Origin of the sequence: Rhodococcus artemisiae (assembly GCF_036327795.1) — a bacterium.
Lineage (GTDB): Bacteria > Actinomycetota > Actinomycetes > Mycobacteriales > Mycobacteriaceae > Rhodococcus > Rhodococcus artemisiae.
Map to the genome: position 1 here is coordinate 386,940 of NZ_JAUTXY010000003.1, position 15,540 is coordinate 402,479.

15 protein-coding genes are annotated in these 15,540 nt (G+C 65.6%); 7 read left to right on the top strand and 8 right to left on the bottom strand.

What is annotated here, in order from left to right; translation table 11 throughout:
- The first annotated feature begins 17 nt into the window (after nt 1-17).
- From Q7514_RS09385 to Q7514_RS09400, 4 genes are read left to right on the top strand one after another with little or no spacing between them, the layout of a single operon-like run.
- The gene (locus Q7514_RS09385; protein WP_330132964.1) at nt 18-1,052 is read left to right on the top strand and encodes a sulfate ABC transporter substrate-binding protein; all 1,035 of its coding nucleotides are present in this window, start codon (nt 18-20) and stop codon (nt 1,050-1,052) included.
- Between the two features lie 21 nt (nt 1,053-1,073).
- Nucleotides 1,074-1,925: a sulfate ABC transporter permease subunit CysT gene (cysT, locus tag Q7514_RS09390; RefSeq protein WP_330132965.1), complete on the top strand. Its 852-nt coding sequence runs from the start codon at nt 1,074-1,076 to the stop codon at nt 1,923-1,925.
- Nucleotides 1,922-2,731 (top strand): sulfate ABC transporter permease subunit CysW, encoded by an 810-nt coding sequence (cysW, locus tag Q7514_RS09395; RefSeq protein WP_330132966.1) that lies wholly within the window; start codon nt 1,922-1,924, stop codon nt 2,729-2,731. Before cysT ends, cysW begins: the two co-directional genes overlap by 4 nt.
- Nucleotides 2,728-3,732, top strand: coding sequence for a sulfate/molybdate ABC transporter ATP-binding protein (locus Q7514_RS09400; RefSeq protein WP_330132967.1), 1,005 nt, complete (start codon nt 2,728-2,730; stop codon nt 3,730-3,732). The genes cysW and Q7514_RS09400 overlap by 4 nt, the downstream gene beginning before the upstream one ends.
- 8 nt (nt 3,733-3,740) lie before the next feature.
- On the opposite strand, the gene Q7514_RS09405 is transcribed toward Q7514_RS09400, so the two are convergent.
- The 7 genes from Q7514_RS09405 to Q7514_RS09435 form a co-directional block, all read right to left on the bottom strand.
- Complete coding sequence (locus Q7514_RS09405; RefSeq protein WP_330132968.1) at nt 3,741-4,592, bottom strand: universal stress protein; 852 nt, start codon at nt 4,590-4,592, stop codon at nt 3,741-3,743.
- A gap of 119 nt (nt 4,593-4,711) precedes the next feature.
- The gene (gene ppk2, locus Q7514_RS09410; RefSeq protein ID WP_330132969.1) at nt 4,712-5,602 is read right to left on the bottom strand and encodes a polyphosphate kinase 2; all 891 of its coding nucleotides are present in this window, start codon (nt 5,600-5,602) and stop codon (nt 4,712-4,714) included.
- A 132-nt stretch (nt 5,603-5,734) separates the two neighbouring features.
- Nucleotides 5,735-6,514, bottom strand: a complete 780-nt coding sequence (locus Q7514_RS09415; RefSeq protein ID WP_330132970.1) for a sirohydrochlorin chelatase — start codon at nt 6,512-6,514, stop codon at nt 5,735-5,737.
- Complete coding sequence (locus Q7514_RS09420; RefSeq protein WP_330132971.1) at nt 6,511-7,824, bottom strand: sulfate adenylyltransferase subunit 1; 1,314 nt, start codon at nt 7,822-7,824, stop codon at nt 6,511-6,513. Before Q7514_RS09420 ends, Q7514_RS09415 begins: the two co-directional genes overlap by 4 nt.
- Nucleotides 7,825-7,826: 2 nt before the next feature.
- Nucleotides 7,827-8,771: a sulfate adenylyltransferase subunit CysD gene (cysD, locus tag Q7514_RS09425; RefSeq protein ID WP_330132972.1), complete on the bottom strand. Its 945-nt coding sequence runs from the start codon at nt 8,769-8,771 to the stop codon at nt 7,827-7,829.
- On the bottom strand, nt 8,768-9,475 hold the full coding sequence (locus Q7514_RS09430; RefSeq protein ID WP_330132973.1) for a phosphoadenylyl-sulfate reductase: 708 nt from the start codon (nt 9,473-9,475) through the stop codon (nt 8,768-8,770). The genes cysD and Q7514_RS09430 overlap by 4 nt, the downstream gene beginning before the upstream one ends.
- Nucleotides 9,472-11,193, bottom strand: coding sequence for a nitrite/sulfite reductase (locus tag Q7514_RS09435; protein WP_330132974.1), 1,722 nt, complete (start codon nt 11,191-11,193; stop codon nt 9,472-9,474). Before Q7514_RS09435 ends, Q7514_RS09430 begins: the two co-directional genes overlap by 4 nt.
- A 335-nt stretch (nt 11,194-11,528) precedes the next feature.
- Between Q7514_RS09435 and hemW the strand changes: the two genes are divergently transcribed.
- Nucleotides 11,529-12,773: a radical SAM family heme chaperone HemW gene (gene hemW / locus Q7514_RS09440; RefSeq protein WP_330132975.1), complete on the top strand. Its 1,245-nt coding sequence runs from the start codon at nt 11,529-11,531 to the stop codon at nt 12,771-12,773.
- 1 nt (nt 12,774) lies between these two features.
- Here hemW and Q7514_RS09445 read toward each other — a convergent pair whose 3' ends face one another.
- Entirely contained in the window at nt 12,775-13,152 is a 378-nt protein-coding gene (locus Q7514_RS09445; RefSeq protein WP_330132976.1) for a type II toxin-antitoxin system VapB family antitoxin, read from the bottom strand.
- A gap of 143 nt (nt 13,153-13,295) precedes the next feature.
- On the opposite strand from Q7514_RS09445, the gene hrcA reads away from it, so the two are divergent.
- Nucleotides 13,296-14,339, top strand: coding sequence for a heat-inducible transcriptional repressor HrcA (hrcA, locus tag Q7514_RS09450; RefSeq protein ID WP_330132977.1), 1,044 nt, complete (start codon nt 13,296-13,298; stop codon nt 14,337-14,339).
- Between the two features lie 44 nt (nt 14,340-14,383).
- The gene (gene dnaJ / locus Q7514_RS09455; protein ID WP_330132978.1) at nt 14,384-15,532 is read left to right on the top strand and encodes a molecular chaperone DnaJ; all 1,149 of its coding nucleotides are present in this window, start codon (nt 14,384-14,386) and stop codon (nt 15,530-15,532) included.
- Nucleotides 15,533-15,540 lie beyond the last annotated feature (8 nt).

The following is a 15,540-nucleotide window of genomic DNA, read 5'->3' on the forward strand; positions in this document are numbered from 1 at the left end:
AGCAGGAGGCCCCCTCGATGAAGTTACGTTCCAAGTTTTTCGGCGCTGCCGCGCTCGCCGTCGCGACGGCTACCGTCCTGACCGCGTGCTCGGGTGGCGGTGCCAGCGATACTGTCGGCGGTGACGCGGGCGCCGACGGCTCCGGTGGCACCGTCAACCTGTACGCGTACGCGGTTCCCAAGGTCGGGTTCGACCTGCTGATCCCGGCATTCCAGGAGACCGAGGCCGGTGACGGCGTCGTGTTCCAGCAGTCCTACGGCGCCTCGGGCGACCAGTCGCGCAAGGTGCGTGACGGTGCCGAAGCCGACTTCGTGAATTTTTCCGTCGAACCCGACATCACGCGACTCGTGGATGCGGGTCTCGTCGACGAGGACTGGAATGCCGGTGCAGACAAGGGCCTGCCGTTCGGTTCCGTGGTGACGATCGTCGTGCGTGAGGGCAACCCCAAGAACATCCAGGACTGGGACGACCTCCTGCGTGATGACGTCGAGGTCGTCACGCCGAATCCGTTCAGCTCGGGATCAGCCAAGTGGAACCTGCTCGCCCCCTACGCTGCGAAGAGCAACGGTGGTCAGGACCAGCAGGCCGGGCTCGACTACGTGACGGCCCTCGTCCAGGACCACGTGAAAGTGCAGCCCAAGTCCGGTCGCGAGGCCACCGAAACGTTCCTGCAGGGCACCGGCGACGTGCTGCTCAGCTACGAGAACGAGGCACTGTTCATCGAGCGCAACGGCGATCCTGTCGAGCATGTGACGCCGCCGGTGACCTTCAAGATCGAGAACCCGGCTGCGGTGCTCAGCGATTCGGCGAACGCGGAAAAGGCCCAGGCATTCCTCGACTTCCTCTACACCGAGGAAGCCCAGCGTCTGTGGGGTGAAGCCGGATTCCGGCCCGTCGATCCTGCTGTTGCAGAGGAATTCGCCGCGGACTTCCCGGAACCCGTAACGTTGTGGACGATCGACGACCTCGGTGGATGGGGTGCCGTCGATGACGAGCTCTTCGCCGAAGGCACCGGCGCCATCGCCGTGATCTACGACAACGCAACGAAATAGAGCCGGAAGCAGAGCCCGACCGTGAGTACCCCAGTAGAAGCGCCCTCCCCGAAGCAGCGTGGCCGACGCACCGCGAAAGTAACCGGTGCCGTAGGCCCGCTCGGGATCGGCGTCGCCACCCTGTGGCTGAGCATCATCGTCCTGCTGCCACTCGCGGCCCTTGCCACCGAAGCCTTCTCGGAAGGCTTCGGTGGCTTCTGGGACGCTGTCACAGCACCGAATGCCCTGGCCACCCTTCGCATCACGGTCACCGTGTCGATCGTGGTGGCGTTGATCAACGCGGTGATGGGCACATTGATCGCGTGGGTACTCGTGCGGGACGAGTTTCCGGGCAAGAAGATCGTCAACGCACTGATCGACCTGCCGTTCGCTCTTCCCACGATCGTGGCGAGCATCGTGCTGCTCGCTCTGTACGGACCGCAGAGCCCCATCGGCATCCAGCTCAACGCGACACAGCCCGGTCTGGTCGTTGCGCTTGCGTTCGTCACGCTGCCGTTCGTGGTGCGATCGGTTCAACCCGTCCTGATCGAGGCCGACCGAGAGGTCGAGGAGGCTGCGGCATCACTCGGTGCCGACAACTTCACGACCTTCCGGACCGTGGTGCTGCCGACCCTGGCACCCGCGATCCTCGGCGGAGTCGGGCTCGCGTTCGCGCGCGCCATCGGGGAGTACGGCTCGATCGTGCTGATCGGGGGGAACATTCCCGGCCAGACACAGGTGGCATCGCAGTACATTCAGCAGCAGATCGAGATCGACCGGCCCGTCAACGCCGCGGCGGTCTCGGTGGCACTGCTGCTCATCGCGTTCGTGGCACTGTTCGTGCTGCGGCTCGTCGCGAACCGCGGCCGTGTCCGTGAGGAGAACGACGCGTGAAACTCTCTCCGCTCTCGCGCATCTCGCTACGTGTGATCGCGCTCGGCTACCTGGTAGTACTGCTGGTCGTGCCGATCGGCGTCATCCTCTACCGCACCTTCGAGAACGGTGTGATGGCGTTCGTCGACTCGATCTCGACGCCCGCAGCGATCTCCGCGCTCAACCTGTCGTTGCTCATCGTCGCGATCGTCGTCCCCGTCAATGTCGTGTTCGGCATCGTCGTTGCGCTCGCACTGGTGCGCGGACGATTCCCGGGACGCGGACTTCTGCAGTCCGTCGTTGATCTGCCGTTCGCGGTGTCGCCGATCGTCGTCGGTGTTGCGCTGATCATGCTGTGGGGCGCGGGCGGCTGGTTCGGTGGACTCGAATCCTTGGGATTCAGAGTGATCTTCGGACTGCCCGGCATGGTCATCGCGACGATCTTCGTCACCTTGCCGTTCGTGGTGCGCGAGGTCGAACCTGTCCTCTACGAGATCGGAGAGGAACAGGAGCAGGCCGCCGCGACACTGGGTGCCGGCACGTGGCAGACGTTCCGGCGAATCACCCTGCCGGCAATCCGCTGGGGATTGACGTACGGCATCGTCCTCACCGTCGCCCGCGCGCTCGGCGAGTTCGGTGCGGTCATCATGGTTTCGTCCGGGTTTCCCGGGGTATCTCAGACTCTCACGTTGCTCGTCCACGCTCGCTACATCGACGACCACAACACCTTCGGCGCGTACAGCGCGGCCACCCTGCTCATGGCCATCGCAGTGGTGGTCCTGCTGCTGATGACATTGCTCGACCGCAAGAGGAGCACCAAAGCATGATCACCGTTACCAGGGCGTTCAAGAACTACGGCGACTTCTCCGCGCTCGACGACGTCTCACTCGACATCCCGCCCGGCTCGTTGACTGCACTGCTCGGTCCGTCCGGCTCGGGTAAATCGACGTTGCTGCGATCGATCGCCGGGCTGGAGTCCCTCGACGGCGGCACCGTCCACATCGCGGGCAACGACGTCACGCACGTATCGCCGCAGAAGCGTGGGATCGGCTTCGTGTTCCAGCATTACGCTGCCTTCAAGCACATGACGGTTCGTGAGAACGTCGCGTTCGGTCCGAAGATCCGCAAGCTCCCGAAGCGGCAGATCACGGCGAAGGTCGACGAACTCCTCGAGGTCGTCGGGCTGGACGGATTCCAGCATAGGTACCCCGCTCAGCTGTCGGGTGGGCAGCGGCAGCGCATGGCGCTCGCCCGTGCTCTGGCGGTGGACCCTCAGGTGCTCCTGCTCGACGAGCCGTTCGGTGCGCTCGACGCGAAGGTGCGCGCCGACCTGCGGACCTGGCTGCGCCGACTCCATGACGAGGTTCACGTGACCACTGTGCTGGTCACGCACGACCAGGAGGAGGCGCTGGATGTCGCCGACCGCATCGCCGTGATGAACCGCGGGCGTATCGAGCAGGTCGGCACGCCGGAGGATCTCTACGACCGCCCGGAGAACGACTTCGTGATGTCGTTTCTCGGGAACGTCTCGAAGTTCAACGGCAGGCTCGTGCGGCCGCACGACATCAGGCTCGGTCACGAACCCGGACTCGAGGTCGCGCAGGCGTCCGGTACGGAGGAGCTCGGTGTCGCCCGCGCCACCGTGGAGCGGGTGGTGCATCTCGGATTCGAGGTGCGCGTCGAGTTGACCAACGCCGCCACCGGCGAGCCGTTCATCGCGCAGATCACGCGTGGCGATGCGCGTGCACTCGGTCTGAAGGCAGGGGATACGGTGTACGCGCAGGTCACTGCCGCACCCGGTGAGCCCGTTGTGGTGAGCGCCGACTAGCGGGGGCCTCAGCTACGGCAGATGAGGACCGGGCACATCGAGTGGTGGATCAGATTCTGACTGGTCGAGCCGAGCAGCGCGGACGCGATGGTGCTGCGTCCGTGACTGCCGACGACCACCAGCTGCGCGTGCGCGGAATGTTCGAGAAGCATCACGTCGGGTTTACCGCGCTCGACGCTGTACGAGATGTCCACGTCGGGATGCTTCTCGCGGTGGCCCGCCAGGCTCTCCGCGAGTTCCGCGGTCCGGTGCTCCTGGTAGGCCTCCCAGTCGGTGAATCGTGAGCCTTCGCCGTAGGTGAGGGTGGACTGCTCGGTCCAGGTGTGCACCGCGGTGAGCGGTGCGCCGGCCTTGTCCGCGATCTCGAAGGCGTGGGCGATGGCTTTTGCGCTCAATGCGCTGCCGTCGACCCCCAGGACGATGCGTTTGCCATCGAGTTCGGCCGGACCGGGCTCGCCGCGCCACGACACGACCGGACAGTGTGCATGGTTCGCGGTGTGCACGACATCGGATCGCGCGAACATGGACTGCAGCTCACTCGTCGTCGTGTGGCCGAGCACGATCATGCGTGCGGTATCCGACATTTCCACGAGGGTCTGCGCGGGCTTACCTACCTCGATGGTGCGTTCGACGACGACCTCGGGTTGTGCGGCACGCACCGCGGCCTCCGCCGCGTCGAGCGCTTTCCCGCCGTCAGCGGTAGCGCCGTTGCTCGATGGCCGCTCAGTGACGACGTGTGTCAGCCGAAGGGGTTCGCCGAAGCGAAGCGCGATCGATGCGGCCCAGCGTGCTGCGCCGAGCGCGCTCTCGGAGCCGTCGATGCCCGCCACGATTCCCCGTCTGGTCGGTGCTGTGCCCATGGTGGTCTCTCCTTGCTCTGTCACCAGTGTGGTACAGACCACATCTCCCCGCCAGGGTTCGATGATCTTCGGTGCCCGAATGGTTACGGCGCGACACACCCGCCCAGGTGTGCGACGGTTCAGTCGCCGACCGCATCCTTACCACGCTGCACGATCTTCGGGTCGGCGGCGAACACCACTTGGCCGTCCTTGTCGTCGTAATCGAACTGGTTGAGGAAGAATCGCATGGCGTTGATGCGGGCGCGCTTCTTGTCGTTGGACTTGATGGTGGTCCACGGTGCGTAATCGGTGTCGGTGCGCCGGAACATCTCTTCTTTTGCGGCGGTGTATTCGTCCCACTTGTCGAGGGATTCGAGGTCCATCTCGGACAGTTTCCACCGGCGGACCGGGTCGAGCTGGCGAATTGCGAAGCGGGTGCGTTGCTCGTTCTGGGTGACGGAGAACCAGAACTTGGTCAGGGAGATTCCTGCGTCGACGATCAGCTGTTCGAACAGCGGGGCGTGGTTCATGAAACGGTCGTATTCGCGGTCGGTGCAGAAACCCATGACCCGCTCGACGCCCGCGCGGTTGTACCAGGAGCGGTCGAACATCACGAGTTCACCTGCGGTGGGGAAATGCTGAATGTATCGCTGCATGTACCACTGCCCGGACTCGCGGTCGGACGGTTTGCTCAATGCCACCACACGTGCGTGTCGAACGTTGATGTATTCCTGGAAACGTTTGATCGTGCCGCCCTTGCCTGCTGCGTCGCGCCCCTCGAACACGATGATGTGCTTCGTCTTGTTCTCCAGCGCCCATGCCTGGAATTTCAGGAGCTCGATCTGAAGGAGGTATTTCTCGACCTCGTAGGTCGCGCGATCCATCCGTTTCTTGTATGGGTAGTTCTCACGCCAGGTGTCGACAGCCCGTCCATGGGTGTCGATGAGGTCGGGATCCTCGCCGTGATCATCACGGACCGAATAGCCTTCGGTTCGGAGACGGTCGATGTAGTGCCGTAGCTCGTTCTGCACGCGTTCTCCTCGCGGATCCGGATCCCCGACGAGCGGGTTGCCCACGGACGGGGTAGGTACCGTTCTAGTCGAAGAAAGTGAATGCCGCGCGAACACACGCGGTGGCGGATCCTGTGTCGTGTGTGATGTGCGTCAGGCGGCGACTAGCGACCGGGACGCAGCGACGGCAGACAGATAGCGGGAGACGATCACGGCGCCGACGGCTTCATGATCGGTGAGGGTCGCGGCTATGTGTACATCGTGGACATCCCGGAGAGGTCCGGCTGCGGCACAGGCCCGGTCCCACAGCAAGCCGGGTGCCAGCATCCAGGGCGCGAGCACGAGAGTGCGTGCACCCGAGCGGGTGAGCTCCGTCAGTGCCGATTCGACGGACCCCGTCAGTGCCGATTCGACGGACGGCTCGGTGGCGGTTGCGAAGCACGTCCTGCCCAGCGTCCACCCGGTTCCGGTGAGTACGCGCGGTGTGACAAGCGCGGTCGACGCATTCGCACCGACCCGTCGCGAGCCGACCGCGCAGAGTGCGATCCCGACGGTGGGGTCGTCCGGCGACACATCTGCGGCGATGATGTTGTCGCGCGCCGCCGCCACCAGTAGTTCGTCGTCGCCCAGAATGTCGGCGGACACGACGTCGAGGTGCGGGTTGCGGTTCCTGGACTCCGCCAGCAGGGCCGGGAGATCGATACGCGCGTGGAATGCACTGCCGAGCAGCAGCGGAACGACGACTGCCTGTCGATGTCCTTCGGAGGCCACGGCATCGAGGACCTGCGGCACCGACGGGCTGTTCAGATCGAGAAACGCGAGTCTTACATCGAGTTCTGGATACCGGTCGCGGACAGCTGCGAGCGCGGCAGCCACGGCCCGCGCAGAACGCGGGTCACGGCTGCCGTGCGCGACAGCGATCAGCGGGATCATGCGGGGACGCGGTCCCCCGCGCCGATCTCACCGAGTTCGATGTCGGAGAGTCCGTTGCCGACCAGACCTGCCGCGAGGGTGTTTCCGCCGGCCGGATCGATGAGGAGGAAGCTGCCGGTGCGCCGGTTGATCTTGTAGTCGTCGGCGGCGATCGGCTCGGCTACGCGCACCGAGATCCGCGCGATTTCATTGAGTTCCAACGACTCCGGGTTCGGAACCGACGTCAGGTTCTGCTCGTCGAAACGCTCCTCGAGCGCACCGACGATCGCCTGCGTGGTGCGCGTGCCGTGCTTGAGCAACAGACGAGCACCGGGGCGCAGCGGCTTCTCGGCCAGCCAGCACACGGTCGCCTCGAACTCGCCGATCGGCTCCGGTGCACCCGGGGCAGCGATGACATCGCCGCGGGAGACGTCGACATCGTCGGCCAGGATGAGGGTCACCGACCGGCCGGCGTGCGCGACGTCGAGTTCGCCGTCCGCGGTGTCGATGCGTTCGACAGTCGTGCGGATTCCGGATGGCAGGATCACGACCTCATCGCCGGGACGAACCGAACCGGCACCGATCTGTCCCGCGTAGCCGCGGTAATCGGGGAACTCGGCGGTACGGGGCCGGATCACGTACTGGACGGCGAACCGCAGGCCGACATCGTGTCGCCCGTGTACATCGGCGTCGACCGGGACGGACTCGAGGTGCTCGATCAGCGTCGGGCCGTCGTAGTACGGGGTATTCTCCGAGCGGGTCGCGACGTTGTCGCCGTGCAACGCCGACACCGGGATCCCCTGCACGTCCTCAGGCGCCCAGCCGAGCGAGCGTGTGAGCGAGTTGAACTCGTCCCTGATGTCGGCGAAAACCTGTGCCGGATCCTCGACGAGGTCGATCTTGTTGACGGCGAGCACAAGCTTGGGCACGCCGAGCAGCGCGAGCACCGCTGCGTGCTTGCGGGTCTGCTCGATCACGCCCTTGCGTGCGTCGACGAGCAGCACGACGAGCTGGGCGGTGGAGGCGCCCGAGACCGTGTTCCGGGTGTATTGCACGTGACCGGGGGTGTCGGCGAGCACGAAGCTGCGCTTCGGCGTGGCGAAATACCGGTAGGCGACGTCGATGGTGATGCCCTGCTCCCGTTCGGCGCGCAGGCCGTCGACGAGGAGCGACAGGTCGGGAGTATCGAGGCCGCGATCGACAGATGCGCGGGTCACGGCATCGATCTGGTCGGCCAGAACGGATTTCGTGTCGTACAACAGACGGCCCACGAGCGTGGATTTGCCGTCGTCGACACTCCCGGCGGTAGCCAGGCGAAGGAGGTCGCTCATGATCAGAAGTAGCCCTCTCGCTTGCGGTCTTCCATGGCCGCTTCGGAAACTCGGTCGTCGCCACGGGTCGCGCCGCGCTCGGTCAGGCGGGATGCCGCAACCTCGGCGAGGATGGCTTCGTTGTCGGCGGCGTCGGACAGCACCGCGCCGGTGGTGGAGCCGTCGCCGACGGTGCGGTAACGCACCGAGAGGGTCCGGAGCTCTTCGTCGTCCTTCGGGCCACCCCACACGCCGGGGGTCATCCACATGCCGTCCCGCTGGTACACGGGACGTTCGTGCGCGTAGTAGATGCTCGCGAGTTCCACGTTCTCGCGCGCGATGTAGCGCCAGATGTCGAGCTCGGTGAAGTTGCTCAGCGGGAACACACGCACCTGCTCGCCGGGGGCGTGCCTACCGTTGTAGAGGTTCCACAGCTCGGGGCGCTGTCGCTTGGGATCCCATTGGCCGAATGCGTTGCGCAGTGAGAAGATACGCTCCTTGGCGCGCGCACGCTCTTCGTCGCGGCGTGCGCCACCGAAGACCGCATCGAACCGGTTCTCGGAGATGGCGTCGAGCAGAGGCACGGTCTGCAGGGGGTTGCGGATTCCGTCGGGTCGCTCGGTGAGGCGCCCGTCGGCGATGTAGTCCTCGACGCTCGCGACGTGCAGCCGCAGGTTGTACTTCTCGACGACGTGGTCGCGGAAGGCGAGCACCTCGGGAAGGTTGTGGCCCGTGTCGACATGTAGCAGCGCGAAGGGGAGCGGTGCAGGCCAGAACGCCTTGATCGCCAGGTGGAGGAGGACGGTCGAGTCCTTGCCACCGGAGAACAGGATCACGGGACGTTCGAACTCGCCCGCCACCTCACGGAAGATGTGGATCGCTTCCGACTCGAGGGCGTCGAGAGTGTCGAACTTGTGTCCGTCCAACAGTGCTCGCTGTTCGGAGGTCGTCGTATCGATGAGTGTCATGAGGAGTGCAACCCGCATTCGGTCTTGGCTTGGCCGGCCCAGCGTCCGCTGCGCGGGTCGGCCCCGGGAAGTGGTTTGTTCGTGCACGGGGCGCACCCGATGGACGGGTAGCCCTCGTCGACGAGGGGATTGACGAGAATCCCGTGTTCGTCGATGTAGTTCTGCATGTCCTCATCGGTCCATGCCGCGATCGGGTTGATCTTCACGAGCCCGAACGCCTCGTCGAACGAGATCAGCGGCGCGTTCGCTCGAGTGGGCGATTCGACTCGCCGAATTCCGGTAACCCACGCGCGGTAGCCGCTCAGGGTTTCCTTCAGCGGTACGACCTTCCGCAGGCGGCAGCACTCGTTAGGCTCGCGGGCGAACAGGTCCTTGCCGAGCAGGGCATCCTGTTCGGCAACCGACTGCTTCGCCGCTGCGTTGATCACATTGACCCCGTACACCTGCTCGACGGCGTCGCGGGTGCCGAGGGTCTCGGCGAAGTGGTAACCCGTTTCGAGAAACAGGACATCGACGCCGGGGCGAACCTGCGCGGCGAGGTGCACGAGCGCCCCGTCCTGCATGTTCGATGCCACGATGTACGAATCGCCGAAGGTCTCCTCGGTCCATCGCAGCAGTTCCTGGGCCGACGCGCCTTCGAGGTTTGCCGCCCCCTGCGCGGCGAGCTCATGAAGGTCGTCGGTGGTGTGTGTGGATGTGCTCATCGAAGATCCGCCTCGTCTGCGCGTACGGCCCACTGGGCGAACCGCTCGCCCTCGTTCCGGTGCTTGATGAAGTTGCGCACGACACGTTCGATGTAGTCACCGAGTTCGGTGCTGTTCACCTTGTGTTGGCGCAGCTTCCGGCCGAAGCCACTGTCGAGTCCCAGGCTGCCGCCCAGATGCACCTGGTAGCCCTCCACCTGGTTGCCCTCGCCGTCGTCGACGAGCATGCCCTTGAAGCCGATGTCTGCGATCTGCGACCGGCCGCACGAGTTGGGGCAGCCGTTGATGTTGATGGTGATCGGGACGTCGAGTTGGGCGTTGATGTCTGCGAGGCGTTCCTCCAGCTCTGGTGCAAGCACCTGGGAGCGCTTCCGGGTCTCGACGAACGAGAGCTTGCAGAACTCGATGCCGCTGCACGCCAGCAGGTTCCGGCGCCACGCCGACGGGCGCGCATGAAGACCCAGCGGTTCGAACTCTGCGATGAGCTCTTCGACCTTGTCGTCGGCGACATCGAGGACGATCAGCTTCTGGTGTGGGGTGAAGCGAATTCGGTCCGAGCCGATCCGCTCGACCGCGTCGGCCACCTTCGTCAGGATCGTGCCGGAGACACGGCCCGCGATCGGGGTGAATCCGACGGCATTGAGGCCGTTGCGGAGCTTCTGCACACCGACGTGATCGATGGGACGCGCCGGCTGTTCCGGGGCGGGGCCGTCGATGAGTGGCCGCTTCAGGTACTCGGTCTCGAGGACCTCCCGGAACTTCTCGACGCCCCAGTCCTTGATGAGGAACTTCAGGCGGGCCTTGGACCGCAGGCGGCGGTAGCCGTAGTCGCGGAACACCGCGACGACGCCTTCCCACACATCTGCAACCTCGTCGAGCGGGATCCATGCACCGACCCGCTGCGCGAGCATCGGGTTCGTTGACAGGCCGCCGCCGACCCACAGGTCGAATCCCGGGCCGTGCTCGGGATGATTCACGCCGACGAATGCGACGTCGTTGATCTCGTGCACGACGTCCTGCTGACCGGAGATCGCGGTCTTGAACTTGCGGGGCAGGTTCGAGTATTCGGGGTTGCCGATGTAGCGGCGGACGATCTCGTCGATCGCCGGGGTTCCGTCGACGATCTCGTCGAGGGATTCGCCTGCGACGGGGGAGCCGAGCACAACGCGCGGGCAGTCGCCGCACGCCTCGGTCGTCTTCAGGCCGACCGACTCGAGGCGGCGCCAGATCTCCGGGACGTTCTCGACCTCGATCCAGTGGTACTGGACATTCTGCCGGTCGGACAGGTCGGCCGTGTCGCGGCCGAACTCGGTGGAGATTCCACCGATGGTCCGCAACTGCTTCACATCGAGTGCACCGCCATCGCAGCGCACGCGCATCATGAAGTACTTCGCCTCGAGCAGATCGAGATTCTCGTCACCGGTGTACGTGCCGTCGTAGCCCTGCTCACGCTGGGTGTACAGACCCCACCAGCGGAATCGGCCGCGCAGGTCGGACTTGTCGATGCTGTCGAAACCCTGATGCGCGTAGATGTCCTCGATGCGGCGGCGGACGTTGAGGGGGTTGTCGTCCTTCTTCGCCTGCTCGTTCGCGTTGAGGGGCTCACGATAACCCAGTGCCCACTGGCCCTCTGCACGGCGCTTGGTGGGCTTCGCCGATCGACGACGGGCGGGAGGCGACGAATCGGCGGGGGGAGCGACGTCGGTGGTCGACGACATACGGTTCTCCTGGATTGAAGGACCGGATCGAGAACGCGAGGGGGCTGGCCTCATGCGAACACGCCTCGACCCGGCGGGATCTGAGAATTGCCGGAGTTGGTGTCGTACTAGCGACAGGCGGCGCAGGGCAGACAGATGGACGCGCAGACACGCTTGAGGTCGACGTGGCGTCGCGCCACGAGTCGCACTCCGAGTCCGGTCATGACGATCATTGTGCCATGTCACGGGGTCGATTCCGAATCCGGGAGGGTATTTCCACCCGAAACGGGGGAAATATCGAGGTAGGCGGGCTGCGCCTCGTCGGTGCCTGCTGGATCTCTGGAACACTGGAAGCCGTGAGTGAGACGAAAACCGGCAGCGAGCTCGGTGCAGGACACGGGTTCGAACTGCCGGCGACAGCACTCGACGGAGTCGGCAGCAGACCGTTCGGTGTGTATGTGCATGTGCCGTTCTGCGCGACCCGCTGTGGCTACTGCGACTTCAACACCTACACCGCGGGCGAGCTGGGATCCGCAGCATCGCCCGAATCGTGGCTGGAGGGCCTTCGACGTGAACTCGACCACGGAGCCGCGATGCTCGACCGCAGCGGTCGCGGCACTCCTGCTGCCGAGACCGTGTTCGTCGGTGGCGGCACCCCGTCGCTGCTCGGCGCCGACGGACTGGCCGACGTACTGAGCGCCGTCCGCTCGTCGTTCGGGCTCGCGCCCGGCGCCGAGGTGACCACCGAATCGAATCCCGAATCGACTTCTCCCGAGTTCTTCGCACGGATCCGCGAAGCCGGCTACACACGCATCTCCCTCGGCATGCAGTCTGCGGCCTCCCACGTGCTCGCGGTCCTCGACCGCACCCACACTCCGGGGCGTCCCGTCGCCGCGGCCCGAGAGGCCCGTGAGGCCGGATTCGGACACGTGAATCTCGACCTGATCTACGGCACACCGGGTGAGACCGACGGCGATCTCGACGCGTCGCTCGATGCCGTGCTCGAGGCCGGCGTCGATCATGTGTCCGCCTATGCGCTGATCGTCGAGGACGGCACGGCGCTGGCCCGGCAGGTACGTCGCGGCGAACTCCCGGCGCCGGACGACGACGTGCTCGCGTCCCGGTACGAGCGTATCGACCGCCGACTCGCGGACGCCGGTCTCACCTGGTATGAAGTCTCCAATTGGGCTCGTGCCGAAGATCTTTCGTCCAGATGTGCCCACAACCTCGGCTACTGGGACGGGGGCGACTGGTGGGGCGCCGGGCCGGGCGCGCACAGTCACGTCGGCGGGGTGCGCTGGTGGAACGTCAAGCATCCCGCGCGGTACGCGGGCGTTCTCGCCGACGGGCAGCTACCGGTCGCGGGAAGCGAGACGTTGACGGCCGAAGACATCCACACCGAGTCGGTGATGCTCGCCGTGCGGCTGCGCACCGGGCTTCCGTTGGCAGAGCTGGACGCCGGTGAACTCGCCGCGGTCGGGACGGTGGTCGATGACGGTCTCGCCGTCGTGACGGATGAACACCTGATCCTCACCGAGCGCGGCCGGTTGCTCGCCGATGCCGTGGTGCGGACAATCCTGCTCGGCTCCGACCGGGTATGAGCTAGAGGAACCGCGGTTCGCCGAGGATCTCGGGTCCGGCCGGATCCGTCGCGTCCGCCGATGCGGCACCCGAGAGTGGCGCGAGTGCGTCGTAATCGAAGACTCGGGCATGGAGTACCGGCCGGTTCCGCAGCGCGGACTGCACGGCCCGGTGCAGACCGTCCTCGAGATACAGCACCCCTTTCCACTGCACAGCGTGGGGAAACAGATCGCCGTAGAAGGTCGAGTCCTCCGACAGGAGTCGATCGAGTTCGAGAACCTTCGTGGTGGTGACGATCTCGTCGAGGCGGATCTGACGCGGAGGGATCCTCGACCAGTCGCGCAGCGACAGTCCGTGATCGGGATACGGCTTTCCGTCCCGGACGCCCTTGAAGATCATGCGCCCACAGTACGCACGGAGTGCCGGATGGATCGGCTCGGCTCCGAGACCATTAGACTGGGCGGGTACGGCACACAGTGCACCCGTGCTCGCGCGCGAGGTGCACTCGTTCGGGCATGCACGGGTGGAACGGAGGTGGGCAGATGTCGAGCACCGAGGACCGGAGATTCCAGGTTCTGCGGGCGATCGTGGCGGACTACGTGTCCACCAAGGAACCGATCGGATCGAAGACGCTCGTAGATCGTCACAACCTGGGTGTATCGAGTGCCACGGTCCGCAACGACATGGCGGTCCTCGAGGCCGAGGGATACATCACCCAGACACACACCAGTTCGGGACGCGTACCCACCGACAAGGGCTACCGGCAGTTCGTCGACAGGATCTCCGAGGTCAAGCCCCTGTCCGCGGCCGAGCGTCGTGCGATCCTGCAGTTCCTCGAGTCCGGCGTCGACCTCGACGACGTGCTGCGGCGAGGGGTTCGACTGCTGGCACAGCTGACCCGGCAGGTCGCCGTGGTGCAGTACCCGACCCTGTCGTCGTCGTCCGTACGACACCTCGAAGTGGTCGCCCTGACCCCGGCACGTCTGCTCCTCGTGCTCATCACCGACTCCGGACGCGTCGACCAGCGGATCGTCGAACTCGGCGACGTCCTCGAGGACGAGGATCTCGTGCGGCTGCGCGATCTGCTCGGCAGCGCGCTGAGCGGTAAACGGCTTGCCGCCGCGTCGATCGCCGTGTCCGAACTCGCTGAAGATGCACCGGAAGACCTGCGTGACGCCGTGATCCGCTGTGCCACCGTTCTGGTCGAATCCCTCGTCGAGCATCCGGAGGATCGACTCGTGCTCGGCGGCACCGTCAACCTCACCCGCAACGCCGCCGACTTCGAAGGCCAGCCCGGCATGCCCGGCTCGTTGCGCACCGTCCTCGAGGCCCTCGAGGAGCAGGTGGTGGTCCTCAAACTGCTCGCCGCCAGTCAGGACGCCGGCCGGGTCACCGTCCGAATCGGCGAGGAAACCCAGGTCGCCGAGATGCGCAGCACTTCCGTGGTGTCCACTGGATACGGTGCGGCAGGCACAGTGTTCGGTGGGCTCGGTGTACTCGGCCCCACCCGGATGGATTACCCGGGAACCATCGCGTCGGTCGCAACCGTTGCGAGATATATCGGTGAGGTGCTCGGCGAGCGCTGAGCATGTCCAATTCTGTGTAGATGAAGTAAGGACGAGAACCAAACGTGGACTACTACGGGACGCTCGGTGTGTCCAAGGATGCGACCGACCAGGAGATCAAGCGGGCGTATCGAAAGCTGGCGCGTGAGCATCATCCTGACGTCAACCCGGACGAGTCGGCGCAGAAGCGATTCCAGGAGATCTCTGCCGCCTACGAAGTGCTCTCCGACCCGGAGAAGCGGCGCATCGTCGATCTCGGCGGCGACCCGCTCGCTGCGGGCGGAGGTGCCGGAGCGGGAGGATTCGGCGGCGCGGGTTTCGGCGGTCTCGGCGACGTGTTCGAGGCGTTCTTCGGTGGTGGCGGGGGAGCCGGAACCCGCGGTCCGCGCGGCCGTGTCCAGCCGGGTGCCGACTCGCTGCTGCGCACCCGCCTGACGCTCGACGAATGCGCTCGCGGCGTCACCAAGAGCGTGACCGTCGACACCGCGATCCTGTGCGACTCGTGCACGGGTTCCGGCACCCACGGCAATTCCAAGCCCGTCCGATGCGAGACGTGTGGCGGCGCCGGTGAAGTGCAGTCGGTTCAGCGTTCGTTCCTCGGGCAGGTCATGACCTCCCGGCCGTGTCCCACGTGTCGTGGAGTCGGCGAGACCATCCCCGACCCCTGCCACAAGTGTGGCGGCGACGGACGGGTGCGAGCGCGCCGCGAGATCACGGTGAAGATTCCCGCCGGTGTCGGCAACGGGATGCGCATCCGCCTCGCGGCGCAGGGCGAGGTCGGACCGGGAGGCGGACCGGCCGGCGACCTGTACGTCGAGGTCCAGGAGCAGCAGCACGACATCTTCGTCCGCGACGGCGACGACCTGCACTGCACCATCCGCGTGCCCATGGCCGACGCGGCGCTGGGTACCTCCGTGAGCCTCGAGACGATCCTCGACGGGTCCATCGACATCACCGTCGATGCGGGAACCCAACCCGGCTCGGTGTCGGTGATTCGCGGGCACGGAATGCCGAAACTGCGCTCGGGTGCGCGCGGCGACCTGCACGCCCACCTCGAAGTGGTGGTACCGACCAAGCTCGATCACAAGCAGACCAAGCTCCTCGACGAATACCGGACGGTGAGTGAGCGGGACCGCGTCGAAGTCGTGTCGAAGTCGTCGCAGCATTCGTCGGGCCTGTTCTCGCGTCTGCGCGACGCGTTCAACGTTCGCTAGGCGACCAA

Excerpts from the sequence above, each read along its gene's own strand:
- Q7514_RS09385 (WP_330132964.1), top strand. The coding sequence starts at position 18 with ATGAAGTTACGTTCCAAGTTTTTCGGCGCTGCCGCGCTCGCCGTCGCG.
- Q7514_RS09400 (WP_330132967.1), top strand. The coding sequence starts at position 2,728 with ATGATCACCGTTACCAGGGCGTTCAAGAACTACGGCGACTTCTCCGCG.
- Q7514_RS09405 (WP_330132968.1), bottom strand. The coding sequence starts at position 4,592 with ATGGGCACAGCACCGACCAGACGGGGAATCGTGGCGGGCATCGACGGC.
- Q7514_RS09415 (WP_330132970.1), bottom strand. The coding sequence starts at position 6,514 with ATGATCCCGCTGATCGCTGTCGCGCACGGCAGCCGTGACCCGCGTTCT.
- Q7514_RS09420 (WP_330132971.1), bottom strand. The coding sequence starts at position 7,824 with ATGAGCGACCTCCTTCGCCTGGCTACCGCCGGGAGTGTCGACGACGGC.
- cysD (WP_330132972.1), bottom strand. The coding sequence starts at position 8,771 with ATGACACTCATCGATACGACGACCTCCGAACAGCGAGCACTGTTGGAC.
- Q7514_RS09430 (WP_330132973.1), bottom strand. The coding sequence starts at position 9,475 with ATGAGCACATCCACACACACCACCGACGACCTTCATGAGCTCGCCGCG.
- Q7514_RS09435 (WP_330132974.1), bottom strand. The coding sequence starts at position 11,193 with ATGTCGTCGACCACCGACGTCGCTCCCCCCGCCGATTCGTCGCCTCCC.
- Q7514_RS09445 (WP_330132976.1), bottom strand. The coding sequence starts at position 13,152 with ATGATCTTCAAGGGCGTCCGGGACGGAAAGCCGTATCCCGATCACGGA.
- hrcA (WP_330132977.1), top strand. The coding sequence starts at position 13,296 with ATGTCGAGCACCGAGGACCGGAGATTCCAGGTTCTGCGGGCGATCGTG.